The sequence below is a fragment of the Acidipila sp. EB88 genome (assembly GCF_003858395.1).
Lineage (GTDB): Bacteria > Acidobacteriota > Terriglobia > Terriglobales > Acidobacteriaceae > EB88.
The window spans coordinates 1,584,290-1,600,099 of record NZ_QWEV01000005.1 but is presented as its reverse complement, the minus strand read 5'-3'; the positions used below and the strand labels follow the sequence as shown (position 1 = coordinate 1,600,099).

Sequence of the window (15,810 nt, the reverse complement as noted above, 5' to 3'; positions counted from 1 at the left end):
GAGTGCGAGCCGATGCAGCGCCACGTTGCGTATATGCAACCGCAATCACTACATAAAGCTGTTCTTTCGGCTGCTGCCGCTGGCATCGTACGTGGATGCCATCAAGAGAATGGGCTTCTGCGGGATAAGTTGCAAACAGGAAAGCCCGGCTGCGTAGCCGGGCTTTCTGCTGCTTGCTTGTGTGGGAGCTTACCGGTCTCTGCCTCGGCGAGGCTGGCGGTAGTCATTGGCCAGGGCGCGTGCCGATGCACTCGGCAAGGCCCGGTCCAGGGTCCTGGTGATGATGAAGAGGGCGGCTGCTTCTGCCAGAATCGCGAAGGCCAGGATCGCCCAGTTCGAGGTTGGCCAGTGGGAAAAATCAACTTCCCGAAAAAAGCTGAACCACTCAGCAGACACCAACACCACGAAGGAGAGAGCGAACAGAACGATGAAGCGGAGTGTCACGCTGGATCCTTTGGGCTGGAAGGTTAGAGATCAGATGCGCATGGGCATGATGATGTAGCGGTAGCGGGTGTCATCCTGCGCATCTTCCGGGCGCATCTGCCCGGCTGACTGTGCATCCTTAAATTCCAGGCGAACTTCCCCGGAGTTTCCTATGGCCTTGAGAAAGTCGAGCAGGTACTGCGAGTTGAAGCCAACCACGATGGGATCGAAGTTGTAGGGTGTCTCAATAATATCTTCGCTCTCGCCTGCTTCGTTGGAAGAAGACGAAATACGCAACTCATTCTGTTCCAGACGGATCTTGATCGCGCCGGAGCGCTCGTCGGCGAACTGGGCGACGCGCTGGATAGAGTGCTGCAGTTCCTCCGAGCGAACCACCATGAATTTGGTGTTGTCGCGTGGCAGGACGGCTTCGTAGTTAGGGAAGTTGCCGGAGAGCTTGCGGCTGGTGAGCACGCGGCTGCCTACGCGGAAGTAGAGCTGGTGCTCGTCATCGGCGAAGTCGATCTCGGTGGCGTCGGTGTTGCCGAGCAGGCCCTGCAACTCCTGCAGGGCTTTACGTGGAACCAGGATCTTGCGCTCGCCGGTGATGTTCTGCAGGTTTTCGCCTGTTTTCTCGATATGTGAGAGGCGGTGTCCGTCGGTTGCGACCATGGCCAGCGACTCGGCCTTGAGGATCAGCAGGGCGCCGTTGAGGGTGTAGCGCGACTCCTCATTGGAGATGGCGAAGATCGTCTTGCTGATCATGCTCTTGAGCGAGGTCGCGGGGATCCGGGTGCCGGTGCCGACGGGGAACTCGGGAACCTGGGGGAAGTTAGCACGGGCCATGCCGACCATCTTGGTGTTGGAGCGGCCGGCGCGGATCTGGACCCAGTGATTGTCCATCAGCTTGATGGAGACTTCTCCGTCGGGCAGCAACTTGATGTAGTCGTAGAGCTTGCGTGCCGGGATGGTGCAGGAGCCGGCCTTTTTGACCTTGGCGGCGCAGGCGGTGCGCAGGCTCTGGTCCAGGTCGGTCGCGGTGATCTGGAGGCGATCGTCCACGGCCTCGAAAAGGAAGTTCGAGAGGATCGGGATGGTGGTCTTGCGTTCCACCACACTCTGCGCGGCGGTGAGTTCACGCAGGAGCTCTGCGCGGCTCACAGTGATCTCCATCACGGCACTGTTGGTCGCTGTGCTCGCGCCAGAACCCTCAACGGTCAGCAAGGCTGCCGACTCTGCACCCGGATGTGTCTCCTGCTCCAACCCTATTTCTGCCATTCTGAGCCCCTTTTACCCGCCTGCCGGTCCACTGATCCATTCCCTAGCCGCAGACCAGTGACGAAAGCATTGTCGCTTATCACGGCGCACGCTGCACCTCCATTCTATGGGGCGGCGGGATGGGACGCCGATTCTTGAAAAAGCCATACGTGATGAGGGAAACAGGCAGGACTCCCAGACCGGGGGTCGTCAGGGTTGCGGAGGCTTTGATCAAGGAACAGGGGAAAGCCCGTCATTTATTAAGGGAGGGTTTTCCGAGTTTTCCTCAGGTAAGGGACCGGATGTTGTAGGTTCACGAGCCAGGGCAAGAGCGCGACTACTGTTTTTAGCTCTTCTCTTTTCAAATCTTCTAAAAAACAGGAGCAGTAACCGTTCGGCGAGGAAAAGAGGAAATCTGGTCCAGGCAGGGAAAATACGGGACCAGATGTATGTGCCCTGTTTTCCATAACCTGTGCACAAGTATCTGCAAAAGCAGGACAACCGGTGACTGGTGAGCAGTGCCGACACTGGTCTTCCTCGTTCCTCACAAGACAGTTGCCGCCCCGTGTGCAAATCATGCCGGCGAAAAGGAAAAGCAGGACGGACACGGATTTGAAGCGCCGATGGAATGAACCTCTTTTCCACTGCGTACCGGTTCTCCACATTTCCTTTGGGTGTGCAAAAGCCCCGGGCAGGAATGCCACGGGGCCTCTTGGGATGTTGCAGCAGAAGAGAGTGAAGGGGTGTGAAGCGAACTAGTGCACGCCGCCGAGGGTGATACGGGTGCCGAACCGGGCAAGCTGCGGGGTGCCAAGGGTGCGAATCGGGGTCCGGCCGACGTCGATGGAGCGGTCGAGCAGGTTCTCCACCGAGCCGTAGACCTCCCAGCGCTGGTGAAAGGTGTGCGAGGCGTAGACGTCGACCCGCGTGAAGCTGTGCAGGATGTAGGTGTTGGCGTCGTCGTCGTACTGGTGGCCGCTGGAGCGAAGCTGCAGGCTCAGCAGGCCGATGCGCCGCTGCGAGGCTGTGAGCTGGAGAGTGCCGGTGTTGCGCGGCACCTGTGGGATCCAGAGGCCGACGAGCTGGGGCTCGGGTACGAACCTGGTCACGGTTGCGCGGGCGAACTGGTAGCCGCCTGCGAGCTCAAGCCAGCTGGCCGGATGGAGTGTGCCGTCGAACGAAACGCCGCGGCTGCGGAGCTGGCCCAGGTTTTCGCGCATCAGCGTGGTGGCCGTGGGGGTGGTCTTGAGCGTCAGCGCGGTGATGGGCCGGTTGACCTCGGACCAGAAATAGCTGGCGCGCCAGCTGGCGCCGAGACGCCGGATGCTCTGCCCGGAGACCCCGGTTTCCCAACCGGTGGTGCGCTCGGCGCGCAGGCTGGGATTGGCCAGGGTGGTCTGCTGGCCCACCTGGCCGGTGCGGTACAGCTCGTTCTCGGTGGGCGCTCGGTAGGCACGGTACCCGCTGGCGCTCACGGCCAGGCCATTGCCGAAGCGACGGGAGATGCCCAGGCGTGGGTCGAAGATGGTTTGCACGATGGAGGGTTGCGGCGCCCGGGTCCCGGTGGCAAGGGTGTAGGTAGCGGCGTCCACATTCTGGAAGTGATCTAGGCGGGCGGACCCGCTGAGGAGCCACGGACCGGGCGTCCACAGCAGCTCGCCATAGGCGCCTTCGTCGGTTTGCCGGGCGGTGGTGCTGGTGGCGGGTGTTGCGGAGGAGGTGGGGCGCTCGATGTCTTCGGCGCGGATGTCGCGCACATCGGCCCCGGCAAGGGCGACCAGCGAGGTTGCCAGGGCGCGCTTCCAGCGCAGTGCGGCGCCCAGCTCATCGGCTGGGTTGTTGGCGTTGCGGGTCAGGGTTTCGCTGGCACGGCCTGTTGCGACAGAGGAGAAGTTCTGCCGGAAGTGCTCAGTGCTGCCCCAGCCGCGCAGTTGCCAGTCGGAGCCCCACTGCTGGCGGTCGAGCCCGGCGGCGTAGCGCCAGAGGCGGGTGGCGTTGTTGGTGAGCGGGGTGCCGTTGTGGCGCAGCTCGTTGAGCACGTTGCCACGGAGCCACACGGCATCGCCGGAGCCGGCCTCGCCGAGCGTGCGCTGCAGCAGCACCAGGGCGTTCTCCGCGTGGACATTGGAGTTGACGTCGACCGGGCCGCGCAGGTTGGGCGCGACCAGGGTGTAGCCGTCGGTGCCGATCAGTTCGGCGGCGGTGAGCGAGCTCCAGCGGCCGGAACTGGCGCGGAGTCGCGCGCCATTGTCGTTGAGGGCCTCGGCGCCGTAGCCGCTCTCAAGCACAAGCTCAGGCCTGGGGAACGGGCTGGTGCCGGTGGGCAGGAAGAGCGGCTGCGTGGTGATCTGGACGGCGCCGCCGACGGCACTCGATCCATACAGGTCGCTGACGCCACCGCGCGCCACCTCGATCTGGCCGATGGCGAGGCTGGGGATCTCCTCCCAGTGCACCCATCCGCCATAGGGGTCGTTCAGGGGGACGTCGCCGAGCAGCACCAGGGTGCGGCTGGCGGCGGTGGAGCCGAGTCCGCGAAGCGAGACGCCTTCCGTGGTGGGGTTGGCAACGAGTGAGGAGGAGCGCCGGAACAGGTCAAAGCCGGGGATGGTGCGCAGCTTGCCGTCGAGGCCGATGGAGGAGGCGCGTTGGAGCTGGGTATCGGTGAGCACACGGCTGCTGGTCGGCGAGTCCAGCGCGGCGACGGGCGAGCGGAAAGCAAGCACGTCGACCTGTTGTGTAACGGTGTCGGTAGCCGGTGTTGAAGGCGCTGGCTGCCCAGCTGGCTGTTGCGCCGGGAGTGCCATGCACGCGGCGATGCCAAGCGATGCGAGCAGCCAGAAGGGACGCGCGGGAAATCGGCTATTGGCTGAGTCGGTCGATGGGTGGGGACGGTTCAGGGATAGATCCTCTGACTGAAACGGCTTCATAACTCTCCTGCAGGTGTGGTGCCAGCGGGTTCGAAGTGCAGGCGGCAGCGTGCTTCGTATGCTTCCTGTGCCCCGACCAGGACGGTGGCGCGGCTGTGGCCGAGGCGCTGCGAGTGAACGGCCGGTGCCCCGCAAATGGTGCACACGGCTGAAAGCTTGGAAACATCGTCGGCGAGCGCCATGAGCTGCGGCACCACGCCGAAAGGCTCGCCGGCAAAGGTCATGTCGAGGCCGGCAACGATGACGCGACGGCCGTGCTGGACCAGGCTCTGGAGCAGGGGTACGAGATCCTGTGCGAAGAACTGGGTTTCGTCGATGCCGATGACCTCGGCAGGGTCCTGGGAAAGCGCGGCCTGCATGGCGTGCACCGTCGCAACCGGGGTGGCAGCCCGGACCTGCTGGCTGTGCGAGGAGATGCGCTCCGGAGCATTGCGGGTGTCGAGTGAGGGCTTGAAGCATACGGTGTGGAGTCGGGCGATCTCGGCGCGTCGCAGGCGGCGCATCAGTTCTTCGGACTTGCCTGAAAACATCGGACCGGTGATGACTTCGAGGCGTCCGGGGCCGGGCGCGCGCCGGGGATGGCCGGCCACGCTGGTGATGGGTGCAACTGGCGCGGGTGGGTTGAAGAGGGGGTCGGGCAGCCGCTCCGCCCCGCCCGGAGGGAGTGTCACCAGCAGGTCGGCAATGGTGCGCCGCAGCGTGGGATGGACCAGGGTCGGGCAGATCTCAGCCAAGGGGGCCAGCACGAAACGGCGGCAGTGCAGCTGCGGGTGAGGCAGCGACAGGGTCGGGGTTTCGAGGCAGACCGGCTCGATGAAGGGTGCAATGCTAGGTGACTCGCCCGGAGCTGTCTTCTCCAGGAGGAGCAGGTCGAGGTCGAGAGTGCGCGGACCCTTGTGGATGGTGCGGGTGCGCCCGAAACGCTGCTCCAGCGCGAGCAGGCCTGCGAGCAGCAGGTGCGGGGCGAGGTTTGTGTCCAGCACTGCCACGGCATTCAGGAAGGGGGGCTGATCGGCGACGGGGCCGACCGGGTCGGTGCGCCAGAGGTGGGAGGTCGCAACCACGGTACCCAGCTCGCCCAGTGCCTCGCAGGCGCGGGTGAGGGTTTGCACGGGTGTGAGCGGAGGGGCGGAGGGTGGCGCGTACGGCACATTGCCGCCCAGCCCAAGGTAGGCGCGCCATGTGCCCGAACGATCGGGCAGCTTGAGGTGCATACAGGCATTCTAGGGTGCGGTTGCGATGTGGCAGCATGAGCGATCCTCGGCCGATCATGGGTGAGGGCGGAGCCTTGTTGGAACCTCGTCGCGGCGCATGGCGGCGCATTGGTGGCACGTGGTCAGCGCTTAGCCAGCGCATAGCTACGGGGGTGCACGGTGGGTGCACGCGGCTTTGCGCTGGCCAAGCCTCGGGCTCCACGGTGCCGGCGGAAGCGATGCATACAATTGGCCCATGCGCTACGCGTTCTTTGGCGGCTCGTTTGATCCACCGCACCTAGGCCACCTGCACATTGCACGCGTTGCGGCAGAGCGGATGCGGCTGGGCCGGGTGCTGCTCGCGCCGGTAGGCAGGCAGCCGTTGAAGTCGCACGAGGCGGCGCCTTTTGCGGACCGGATGCGCATGCTCACGCTGCTGGCCGAGCAGTCGCCGGGGCTTGAGGCCTCGGCTATAGACGCCCCTCTTGACGCGCGTCTCGACGCGTCCCTCGGTACGCCTCCTGCTGCGCCCCTGGCCGGGCCAAGCAGCCGACCGAACTACACGGTGGATACCCTGGCGCGGCTGCGTGCGGAACTGCCGCAGGGCGCGACACTGTTTCTGCTGGCGGGCGCCGACTCTTTTCTGACGCTTCCGCGCTGGTATCGCCCGGAGGCGCTGCTGCAGCCTGCGGAACGGGGCGGGCTGCTGACGGCGTGGATCCTGGCCGCACGTCCGGGCTTTGCCCTGGAGTCGCTGCAGGCTGCGCTGCCCGCGGGATACCTGCTGGGCGATCAGCAGGAAACAGTGGGACCTGTGCTGACCCGGCAGGTGTGGGACGAGCAGGGAAAGGAATGCACCCCGCTGCACTTATTGCCGGACCTGGATGACCCGTCCACGGCTACGGAGATTCGCGAGGCGTTTGCACGCGCACAGGATGCTCCCCACCTGCTGCCGGCCGTTACGCAATACATTCGCGACCACGGGCTCTACCGCGTGCTAGGGTAAACGGGTGCCAATTTCGTCTGAAACCCGCGCCATGGTCCTGCTTGCCGCAGAAGTTTGCGAAGAAAAGAAGGCGACCAATACTCGCATCCTGGAGTTAGACCAGGTAGATGCCGGCTTTACTGACTTCTTCCTGATCACCTCGGGCAGCAACACCCGCCAGACGGGTGCCATTGCGGATGACATCGAGCTTCGGCTCAAGCGCGAGTTCGGGGCGTATGCCAAGTCCGTCGAAGGCCGCCGCGCCGGCGACTGGATCCTGCTGGATTACGTGGACTTTGTGGTCCACGTGTTTACCGAGGAAACCCGCGAGTTCTACGACATCGAGCGCCTGCGGAAGTCAGCACGCGCGGTCGATACGGCGGAGCTGGCGGCCGCGCTGCGCGAGAAGACCGAAACCGTGCGGAAAAAAGCCTCTGGCAAGGCTGTAGCAAAACGACCGGAAACCCTGGAAAGCCGCGCGATTGCTGCCCGCGATGCTTCGCTTGCCGAGCAGGCAGAGCAGTTTGCCGGGCCGGCCAAGAAGGCCGCGAAGAAAGCCCCTGCGAAGAAAGCACCCGCCAAAAAGGCTCCGGCCAAGAAGGCGGCGGCCAAGAAAGCGCCAGCCAAGAAGGCCCCCGCCAAGAAGGCGCCGGCAAAGACTGTGGCCGTCAAGAAGGCGCCGGCGAAGAAGGCAGCGGCGAAGGCCGCACCTCCTGCGGCTGGCAAGCAGGCAGCCAAGGCTGTGGACACCTCGCTGAAGGCCCTGCCGAGCGGTGCGCCCGCGAAGCTTCTGAAGGCACCGACCAAAGCAAAATAGCCGGGAGTACACTGGGCGGCGCGACCGTCCAGTGGTGTCGCCCGAGGCAGTCGTTGCGCCATGATCGTTCATAACTTTGCATTTCGATGGCAGCCCGGGGTCACCGGGGAGCAGAAGCAACGTGCCGCGGAGGCGATCCGCGCACTGCAGAGTGCGATCCCGGAGGTGCTGGCCTTATACGTCGGCACCAACGTGTCGCCACGCGGGCAGGGTTATGAGTTTGGCGGGTCGATGCACTTTGCCGACCTTGCAGCACTGGAGCGCTACAACCAGCACCCCGCGCACCAGGCGCTGCTGGGCTGGCTGATGCCGCTGGTGGAACCCCTGGAAATCGACTTCGAAGCTTAGCGAGCAACAGAGACTGCGAGCGCCTGCGACACAGCCCTGCTGTTGAAGCGGCGTTCACTGCTTCGCAGGACGGGGCCTGTGGCGTTTCGCGCATCCTAAGCTCACCATGTCGAGCCTGCCCCGCATCCATCCCCTCATGTTCTTTGTGCTGATCGTCGCCCTGCTTTTTGCCTGCAGCTACATGGGCTCGTGGATCCGTGACCGCAATGCGGAACGTGCGGCGCTGCACTCAAGCACCTTCAAAACGCTCGAAGGCGCTTTGCTGGCTCTGCTTGGGCTGCTTCTCGGTTTCACCTTCTCCATGGCAGTGTCGCGTTACAACGACCGCAAACAGGGCGAGGTCGCGGAGGCGAATGCGATTGCCTCGGTGTGGAACCGCACGGCGACCCTGCAGGAGCCGGCGCGGACCAAAGAGCAGGAGCTGCTTCGCACGTACACCCAGGTGCGGCTCGGCTTTTTAAACGCGGGCACTTCGCAGCAGCGCATCTATGACGACCTTGCCGAGACGACGAGGCTGCAGTCGAGGATCTGGAGCATTGCGGCGGCAGACGCGGAACAGCATCGCGATCCTGTGTCCGCGGCGTATCTCGCGTCGCTGGATGAAGCTTTTGCAACGGTAGAGCGGCGAACAGCGGCATATGAGAATCGCATCCCGCTGACTGCCTGGGCGCTGCTGTTGTTTATCGGCGCGGTCTCGAGCGGGCTGGTCGGGGTTGGTATTCATCGACGTTCGCGCCTGGTGCGCCTGCTGCTGCCACTGGTAGTGGCGGCGGCGTTTGCGCAGACGCTGGACCTGGACAGCCCGAGGGCTGGGCTGGTGAAGCTGAAGCAGCGCAGCATGGACCGGGTGGCCGCCCAGATCGCAGGGCCACTGCCTGAGCCGAGCGTTCGCTGACGGTCCTGCTGGAATGTCCACCTGGTGGCCGTGCACAGAACGAGGCAGCAGCACTGGTGGCACAGTGCTGCTGCCAGGGTGAGGCGCGGGTTAGTACAGCAACTTCAGCGCGAACTGCACGATGCGTGGTTCAAATGTGCTCGAGACGACGCCGCCACTGGTGGGCGTGCCGCCGGTAAGCGCGCCGCCCGCGTTGAACGAGGACAACGTGCCACCGAGACCGCTTGAGGGCAGGTAGAGGTTGGTGTGGTTGAAGAGGTTGTAGAGCTCGGAGCGGAACTCCACCTTGACGCCCTCGATCGGCGTGTCGAACTTCTTGTTCAGATCGAGATCGGTTTCGTTGAACATCGGCGTGCGCCCCGGGTTGCGCGAGGCGTTGCCGAAGGGGCTGAGCAGCGTGGTGCCCTCGCGGGTAGCGGGGAGGCTGAACGCGTTGAGGTTGACGTACTGGATGTAGCCGGTGCCAGCAGCCTTAACGGAGCGGCCCTGCGTGATGGGCTGGTTGGGAACGATGTTGGGGCGGTACTCGTTGGCGCCGCGGTAGGTTGCGGAGATTTGCTGGGAGACGGCGGTGGCGCTGTTGGGCGTGTAGGTGAGGTTGAATGGAGTGCCGGCCTGCGCGGTGTTGATGACACTGGCCTGCCAGCCGCCCAGCAGAGCCTGCATGGGACCTCGCGCGTTGGTGAGGAAGGGTCGCCCGTGGCCTACGGGCAACTCGTACACAAGGCTCGTGACGTCGGCAACGGGCAGGTTGTAGTCCGACTGCGAGTAGTCGGCGGCAATGTTGTTGCCATCCTGAGGCGACGGCGTATTGCCTTCGAGCGAGGCACTGGCGTTGTCGAGCGAGTGTTCCCAGGTGAAGGAGTTGAGCAGCGTGAGGCCGCGCTCGGACCGCTGCTCGTAACGCACCTGGAGAGAGTTGTAGTTGGAGATGAAGCCGTTGAGCGCCTCGGTGATGTCGCTGGGCCAGTTGCCGAAGGTGCGCGCGAAGTTGTTGGAAGGGTTCTTCTGGTTGGCGTTGAGGAAGCCCTGCAGCTTGAGGCCGTGATTGCCGACGTAGGCGATGTCGAGAACGGTGTTCTTGGCGAGCGTCTGCTGAAGGCTGAAGAAGTAGCTCTCGACGTAGCTGTCGCGCGTGTTGCTGGGCACGTAGGTGACGTTGTCGGTCGCGGAGTTGAAGACAGTAGCGAGGGTGCCGGGAAAGCCCTGGTCTGCCGTGGCGTAGCAGGTGGGCGTGGACGACCCGACGTTGACAATCTGCGCGGGCAGCATCGCGCAGTGATTGGCAGCGGTAGGGGCTACCTGGTTGACCGAAGCGAACTGCGCCTGCGGTGCGTTGATGGCGAGGATGTCGCCTGAGCCGGCGCGCGTGTAGTGCACGTAGCTGGTACCGAAGCCCCCGCGCAGAGCCGTGCGCGGCGTAGGTGCGAAGGCAAAGCCGACGCGCGGGGCAAAGTCATTGAGATCGGGGTGGATCAGCGTGTGGCCATACACGCCACCGGCGGTGATCGGCGTAATGCCGTTGCCTGCTACCGCGCCGGGCGAAACCGTCAGCAGCGTCTGCGTGGTGGGATCGAAGTCGGAGATGTAGTTGTGCTGCTCGGAATAGGGCGAACCATACTCCCAGCGAACGCCGAGATTGAGCGTAAGTCGCGGGCTGACCTTCCAGTCATCCTGTGCGTAGCCGCTCACGAGGGTCTGGCGCAGGTGCGCGACGAAATAGTTCGCGAGCGAGTAGTTGCTGGTGAGGCCGAACAGGAAGTCCGCCCAGTAGTTGTCGGTCACGGCGGTGTTGCCCACAGCGCTGTAGCCGCCGCCATAGGTGAACGATCCATAGAGTGGATTGTTGTCGTTGACCGCCATCCATACATGCTCATACTCGGCACCGAACTTGAGTGAGTGGTGGCCCAGCACCCAGGTGTAGTTCGCCTTGGGATCAAGAAGCGAGGGGTTTTGCCACTGGGGGTTGGTGCTCTGCCGGCCAAAGCCGGTAAAACCGGTGACCGCGGTGGTGGGAAGGCCGCCGGCGACGACCGGATTGGTTGGAAGGCCCGGGATGGCGAAGGCGTTGTCACCGATCGACAGCGAGTACTTGCCGGCCTTGGTCCGGGAGATGCCGAAGCGTGCATCGAGGATCTTGTTGGCGCCGAACAGGTGCGTGTAGCCGAGGGCGACCTGCTGATCCAGGATGCGGATGCTGCCGTTGGACTGGCCGTCGAGCGGGAGCGGAATCGGCGCAAAGTTGACGCCGGTCTCCTTGCGATCGCTGATGCGCAGGAACCATGAACTGGCCGGGCTTTGCGTGTAGTCGAGGCGGAGATCACCCTTGTCGGAATTGTCGGTGAACGGGACCTGCACGGAGTAGTCGTTCTGGTTGAGGCCGGTAGAGGCGAGGCCGTTCTGGGGCAGTCCCTGGATCTGGCTGAAGTACGAGAGCACCTGCCGGGATAGAGGGTTGATGGCGGCGGTGGGTATCGGCGTGTTGGCAGCATAGGTGACACCGGTGAGCGGGTTTCTGACCGGCACCACCAAGTCGCCGTTGAGCTCGTTCTGCGTGGGCAGGGTGAGTGCGCTGAGGGGACGCAGCACCTGGCGGAAGCCTTCGTAATCCAGAAAGAAGAACAGCTTGTCCTTGAGGACAGGGCCGCCGATATTGCCACCAAACTGGTTGCGATTGAAGGTCGGCTTCTGGAAGGGCACCTCACCGGTCGGACTCACGATCTCAGGTTTGAAGTAGCCTGCGGCGTTGAGAACGGTGTTGCGGAAGAAGTCGTATGCCGTGCCGTGAAAACGATTGGAGCCGCTTGACGATGCGACGTTGATGGTCGCTCCGGAGGAGCGTCCGTATTCCGCGCTCTCGTTGTTGGTGACGACGCTGAACTGTGCAACGGAGTCTGGCGGCACCGCGATGATCTGGTTGTCAAAACCCTGGTTGCTCTCGCCGTAGGAGTTGTTGTCCATGCCGTCGAGCAGGAAGTTGTTGAAGATACTGCGCTGCCCGTTGACGTTGTAGGAGCCGGCGCGCACGAGCGAGTTGATCGAACTGGTGGTCGCCGCGGAGGGCGCCTGGCGTACGCCGGTGACGAGCCCGAGCAGGTCAGAGTAGTTGCGCGTGACGAGTGGCAGGGCTTCGGACTGGTACTGCGTGATGGTCTGGTCACGCTGGCTGGTCTCGGTTTCGAGCTGCAGCGACACATCGCTTACTTCGATGTTGGTAGCCGTGGAACCCGCGTTCAGCGAAAGGTCAATGTGCTGGCGCGCGCCGACGGAGACCGTGATGTTTTGTGCGACGGCGCTGGAGAAGCCCGGTGCGCTGACGGTGATGCGGTAGCTGCCGACGCGCAACTGGGGCACGTCGTAATCGCCGGACCCGCCGGTTGTTGCTTCAGCATGCGCCGCGGTGGCCTCGTTGGTGACAACGACCTGCGCCCCGGCGATAGGTGCGCCACTGCTGTCCCGGATGGTGCCGGTGAGGCTGCCGTTTTCGTACTGGGCATAGGCAAGGGGAGTGACCAGGACGGTGGCGAGCGCCAGTCCCGGGAGAGCAATGGAAGCTTTCGTGAACATAGCTCGACGATAGAAGCAAGCACGTGCCGGTAGGTTGAAGAGTCCGTGAATCGCGGCACGTGCCCATGGCTTGCTACTGCAGGGTCTACTGGTTCACGGGCACCATGGGGTACAGCACGCCGCCCTGTTCCCACAGCCGGTCGGCACCCCGATCGATGCGCAAGGGCGAGTCCTTGCCGAGGTCGCGATCAAACATCTCGCCGTAGTTGCCGACGGACTTGATGACCTGTGCGCCCCATTGATCGTTGATGTTGAGCAAGGATCCGCTGCCGAGTTTGTGCCCCAGCAGTTCGTGGATCTCGGGGTCTTCGCTGCTTGCCATTGCGTCAACGTTGGACCGCGTGACGCCAAGAGCCTCGGCGGCAAAGAGTAACTCCACGGTTGCGTTCACGATTGCGGCAAACTGCGGATCCACACTGCGATACGCGGGCGCAAGAGGATCATGACGGAACGTGTCGGCGAGGATGGTGTAGTTGGCGGACTGCGCGCGATTGATAGCGCGGGTGTTTGCCAGCTGCGATACGTCGCCCGCGAGGCCTGCGCAGTTGCCGGTAAAGAAGGCGGCTTCCATTTCGCCTACCTCGGAGAATGGATACCAGATGTAGGAGATATGTTTGCGCGCGGCATAGGTGCGCAGGCCTGCTTCACTCTGGCTGGTGATCACGAAGCAGATTTTTTTACCGGCGAGATCAGCGGCGGAGTGGACCGCGGCACTGTTCGGAACCATCAGGGTTTCGCCATCGTGAAAGGTGACGGGCGCGAAGCCGAGTCCCTGCGCGGTGTTGTTGAGGCTCGGGCTTGCGGAAGCGAGCAGGTCGAGGCGGCCTTCCTTGAGAGCCTTGACGCCGGCGGGCTCATCCGGAAACACGCTGATCGTGAAGTTGGCACCGAGGCCCAGGGTTGCCACGGCTGCGGCCTTGCAGAGGTCGAGGTCGAAGGCGGCGCGATTGCCGTGGTCGGTGGCGCGGGAGTAGTCCTCCTCTTCCTTGATGACGCCGCAGGCAAGCGACTTTGCCGTGTGAATGCGGTCAAGAACAGGACCGGCAAAGGCGGCGTGTGTCGCCAGGAGTGCAAGAAGGCCGAGAGACAGGGTCTTGAGATAAGCCATGGAAGCAGGGTTCTCCAGAAAAGAAGGGAACCAGGCGAACCTGGTTCCCGGGATCGTGCGAGGCGCGTTGTGGAGCTTACGGGGTCCAGGTGCCAGAGGTCGGGATGCCTGGGTCAGAGCTCGGACGCGGGTTGAAGTCGGCCGGCACATTGTTGGGCCTGCCTGTATCGGTCGGCGTGATGTTGAGCAGTTTGCAGCCGTTGTTGCCGCCCTGCGGGAAGGTGTTGATGAGGCTGGGCGAGATCTGCGCGTACTCCGCCGGCAGCGCCGGCGCGGTGCCGAGCAGGCGGTTATTGGAGAATGCGCTGAACATGTTGCCGACGCCGGAGACGCCAGCGTCCGCGGGTCCTAGGTACGCCTGACCGAACATCGTCAGACCATCCTTGCGCGCCTGCTTCTCGTCCGGCAGGTTCGCCAGGGGTTCCAGTCCGTAGAGCAGGTCGATGAACTTGATGATGGAGGAGTGCTCGGCTGCCTCGTGGTCGATGGCGTGCGCAGCGCCGTAAGGCGAGATCAGGATGGTGGGGATGCGCGGGCCCTGGTCAAGCGGCTCGCCGTAAGGGTCGTAGCTGCGGATGATCTCGGGCGCGTGGTCGTACTCGCCATCGGTTTCATCGTAGGTGATGATGATCGCGCTCTCGGGCCAGTACGGGCTCTGCGTGATCAGGTTGACCTCGTCCGCAACCAGCGCGTTGGAGATCTGCAAGTCGGAGTAGCCCGGGTGATCGTCGTTGCCGTTGAACACGGTGGCGAGCCTGGGGTTGGGATCGACCGGCGTGAGGCCCTGGATGTTGTTGTAGCCGCCACGCACGTAGAACACACCGCCGTCGGCAGGCAGGCGCTTGTTGAAGACGTCGATAGCGAAGTCGGAGAGACCGTGCATGTGCGCGCTGACGTCGGGATTGTTGGAAATGTAGCCGAAGTACTGCGGCGCGTTGTGGTGCTGGATGTAGTCAGCGTGCGACGCGGTGGACGTGGTGTCGTTGAACTCGTGATCGTAGCCCTGCTGGTACCAGCCCCAGTTGGTGGGCTTGACGCCGTTGCCGGCGATCTCGGTGATGTCCTTCTCGACATCGGACAGGTCTGTGTCAGGCTGCGTATCACCCTGCACGGTGGTCTGGATCTGCGAACCCATGAATGAAAGGGGCAGCGTGGCAAACGTCAGGTTGATTTCAGGCGTGCTGGACGGCGCCATCGAAGGCTGGTGCGGCGAGCCGGTGGTGTCGAGCTGCGAACCCCAGTAGGGATCGCCATCGCTGACGACCGGAACGCCATTGCCGCTGATGGAACCCATGGCGAGCGTGCTCTCGTTGGGGTGCTTGACCCACTGCGTTTCACCGGACTGCCCGGCGATCATCGCGAGCGCATTCGGGGTGGATGCGGAGAGCACGGTCTGGTGGAAGTTGTCGAACAACGCGAAGCGGTCGGCGTAGTTCCACATGATGGGGGCGGCATCGCAGTCCACGTGGCCCATGACGAGCTCGCCGGTCTGTTTCTTGGCGAGAGTCGGAAGAGCGGAAGGCTTGCCGTTGGTGATGGTGACGCCTTCTTCGGTGATGGCGTAGCCGTCGTTCTTGGTCACGCCGCCCTGCACGTCGATCTTGGTCTCATACGCAGTGTGCGCGTGATTGACGGAGTCGGTGTCCTGCGGATAGATCGGCACGGGGTTGCCATTCACGTCCGTGACGGTGGTCGGGATCTTGAAGGCGGAGATGGTGCCAATGGTGCCGTCGGTGTTAACCAGCGGCTGTGTGAGGCCGGGCGTTTCCGAAGCCGGCTGCGAGTAGAGCCCGACCGCACCCGGATAGGTGCCGAAGTAGAAGTCGAAGGAGCGATTCTCCTGGAACAGAACGAACACATACTTGATGTGCTTCTGCAGGAGGGCGAGCTTCTGCGCTTCTGTCAGCTTCGCTTCCTGCGTAGGCGTGATGACGTACTTCTGCACCGCGGCGCTGGAGGGGGGAGCGATCGAGACACCCGCCGTGCCGGTGGTGCTGGTGGCGCTCTGCGCGAGCAGAAAGCCAGGCTGAAGAAGGCCCAGTAGCGCAGCCGACGCACAACTCTTTTTCCATCCCTTGTTAGCCATGACCCATCCTTGCTGGTTTTACGTTGGCTTGCCGGACCCACCCGACGCTGTCGGACGAACATGCCGCGACTGGCCGGGCAATCGCAATACGCATTCAACCTCGTGCTTGTGACAGGGAAGTAAAAAGCTCGAGCTCCCGTGCGGTTTGTCCCCTGCACCTGGTTGGTGCGTGGGAGGAGGGCGTGGAACGGGTACGAAGAGCGT

The 15,810-nt window shown here is 63.5% G+C and carries 11 protein-coding genes; 4 read left to right on the top strand and 7 right to left on the bottom strand.

From position 1 onward, the window contains the following. Positions 1-189: 189 nt before the first annotated feature. The 4 genes from D1Y84_RS07390 to D1Y84_RS18405 all read right to left on the bottom strand — a co-directional run bounded on the left by D1Y84_RS07390 (position 190) and on the right by D1Y84_RS18405 (position 5,821). Entirely contained in the window at positions 190-444 is a 255-nt protein-coding gene (locus D1Y84_RS07390; RefSeq protein WP_124847940.1) for a hypothetical protein, read from the bottom strand. Between the two features lie 30 nt (positions 445-474). Beyond that, positions 475-1,596: a DNA polymerase III subunit beta gene (gene dnaN, locus D1Y84_RS07385; protein WP_124849990.1), complete on the bottom strand. Its 1,122-nt coding sequence runs from the start codon at positions 1,594-1,596 to the stop codon at positions 475-477. Between the two features lie 839 nt (positions 1,597-2,435). Beyond that, entirely contained in the window at positions 2,436-4,607 is a 2,172-nt protein-coding gene (locus D1Y84_RS07380) for a TonB-dependent receptor (RefSeq protein WP_124847939.1), read from the bottom strand. Further along, positions 4,604-5,821 carry a thymidine kinase gene (locus D1Y84_RS18405; protein WP_124847938.1) on the bottom strand — a complete coding sequence of 406 codons (1,218 nt, stop codon included), beginning with the start codon at positions 5,819-5,821 and terminating at the stop codon, positions 4,604-4,606. The genes D1Y84_RS07380 and D1Y84_RS18405 overlap by 4 nt, the downstream gene beginning before the upstream one ends. A gap of 235 nt (positions 5,822-6,056) precedes the next feature. Between D1Y84_RS18405 and D1Y84_RS07370 the strand changes: the two genes are divergently transcribed. The 4 genes from D1Y84_RS07370 (at position 6,057) to D1Y84_RS07355 (ending at position 8,845) form a co-directional block, all read left to right on the top strand. Then, the gene (locus tag D1Y84_RS07370; RefSeq protein WP_124847937.1) at positions 6,057-6,806 is read left to right on the top strand and encodes a nicotinate-nicotinamide nucleotide adenylyltransferase; all 750 of its coding nucleotides are present in this window, start codon (positions 6,057-6,059) and stop codon (positions 6,804-6,806) included. Positions 6,807-6,810: 4 nt separating this feature from the next. Then, on the top strand, positions 6,811-7,602 hold the full coding sequence (rsfS, locus tag D1Y84_RS07365; protein WP_199726374.1) for a ribosome silencing factor: 792 nt from the start codon (positions 6,811-6,813) through the stop codon (positions 7,600-7,602). A 60-nt stretch (positions 7,603-7,662) separates the two neighbouring features. After that, positions 7,663-7,950: a Dabb family protein gene (locus D1Y84_RS07360; protein ID WP_124847936.1), complete on the top strand. Its 288-nt coding sequence runs from the start codon at positions 7,663-7,665 to the stop codon at positions 7,948-7,950. A gap of 106 nt (positions 7,951-8,056) precedes the next feature. Further along, positions 8,057-8,845, top strand: a complete 789-nt coding sequence (locus D1Y84_RS07355) for a hypothetical protein (protein WP_124847935.1) — start codon at positions 8,057-8,059, stop codon at positions 8,843-8,845. Positions 8,846-8,935: 90 nt separating this feature from the next. On the opposite strand, the gene D1Y84_RS07350 is transcribed toward D1Y84_RS07355, so the two are convergent. The 3 genes from D1Y84_RS07350 to D1Y84_RS07340 form a co-directional block, all read right to left on the bottom strand. Further along, the gene (locus D1Y84_RS07350; protein WP_124847934.1) at positions 8,936-12,412 is read right to left on the bottom strand and encodes a TonB-dependent receptor; all 3,477 of its coding nucleotides are present in this window, start codon (positions 12,410-12,412) and stop codon (positions 8,936-8,938) included. An 85-nt stretch (positions 12,413-12,497) separates the two neighbouring features. Continuing rightward, entirely contained in the window at positions 12,498-13,520 is a 1,023-nt protein-coding gene (locus D1Y84_RS07345; RefSeq protein WP_158615368.1) for a transporter substrate-binding domain-containing protein, read from the bottom strand. Between the two features lie 76 nt (positions 13,521-13,596). Beyond that, positions 13,597-15,606, bottom strand: a complete 2,010-nt coding sequence (locus D1Y84_RS07340; protein WP_124847932.1) for a phospholipase C — start codon at positions 15,604-15,606, stop codon at positions 13,597-13,599. Positions 15,607-15,810 lie beyond the last annotated feature (204 nt).

What these genes read in the sequence shown, in the direction of transcription:
- dnaN (WP_124849990.1), bottom strand. Translation starts at nt 1,596, where the DNA reads ATGGAGATCACTGTGAGCCGCGCAGAGCTCCTGCGTGAACTCACCGCC.
- D1Y84_RS07380 (WP_124847939.1), bottom strand. Translation starts at nt 4,607, where the DNA reads ATGAAGCCGTTTCAGTCAGAGGATCTATCCCTGAACCGTCCCCACCCA.
- D1Y84_RS18405 (WP_124847938.1), bottom strand. Translation starts at nt 5,821, where the DNA reads ATGCACCTCAAGCTGCCCGATCGTTCGGGCACATGGCGCGCCTACCTT.
- D1Y84_RS07370 (WP_124847937.1), top strand. Translation starts at nt 6,057, where the DNA reads ATGCGCTACGCGTTCTTTGGCGGCTCGTTTGATCCACCGCACCTAGGC.
- D1Y84_RS07360 (WP_124847936.1), top strand. Translation starts at nt 7,663, where the DNA reads ATGATCGTTCATAACTTTGCATTTCGATGGCAGCCCGGGGTCACCGGG.
- D1Y84_RS07355 (WP_124847935.1), top strand. Translation starts at nt 8,057, where the DNA reads ATGTCGAGCCTGCCCCGCATCCATCCCCTCATGTTCTTTGTGCTGATC.
- D1Y84_RS07350 (WP_124847934.1), bottom strand. Translation starts at nt 12,412, where the DNA reads ATGTTCACGAAAGCTTCCATTGCTCTCCCGGGACTGGCGCTCGCCACC.
- D1Y84_RS07345 (WP_158615368.1), bottom strand. Translation starts at nt 13,520, where the DNA reads ATGGCTTATCTCAAGACCCTGTCTCTCGGCCTTCTTGCACTCCTGGCG.
- D1Y84_RS07340 (WP_124847932.1), bottom strand. Translation starts at nt 15,606, where the DNA reads ATGGCTAACAAGGGATGGAAAAAGAGTTGTGCGTCGGCTGCGCTACTG.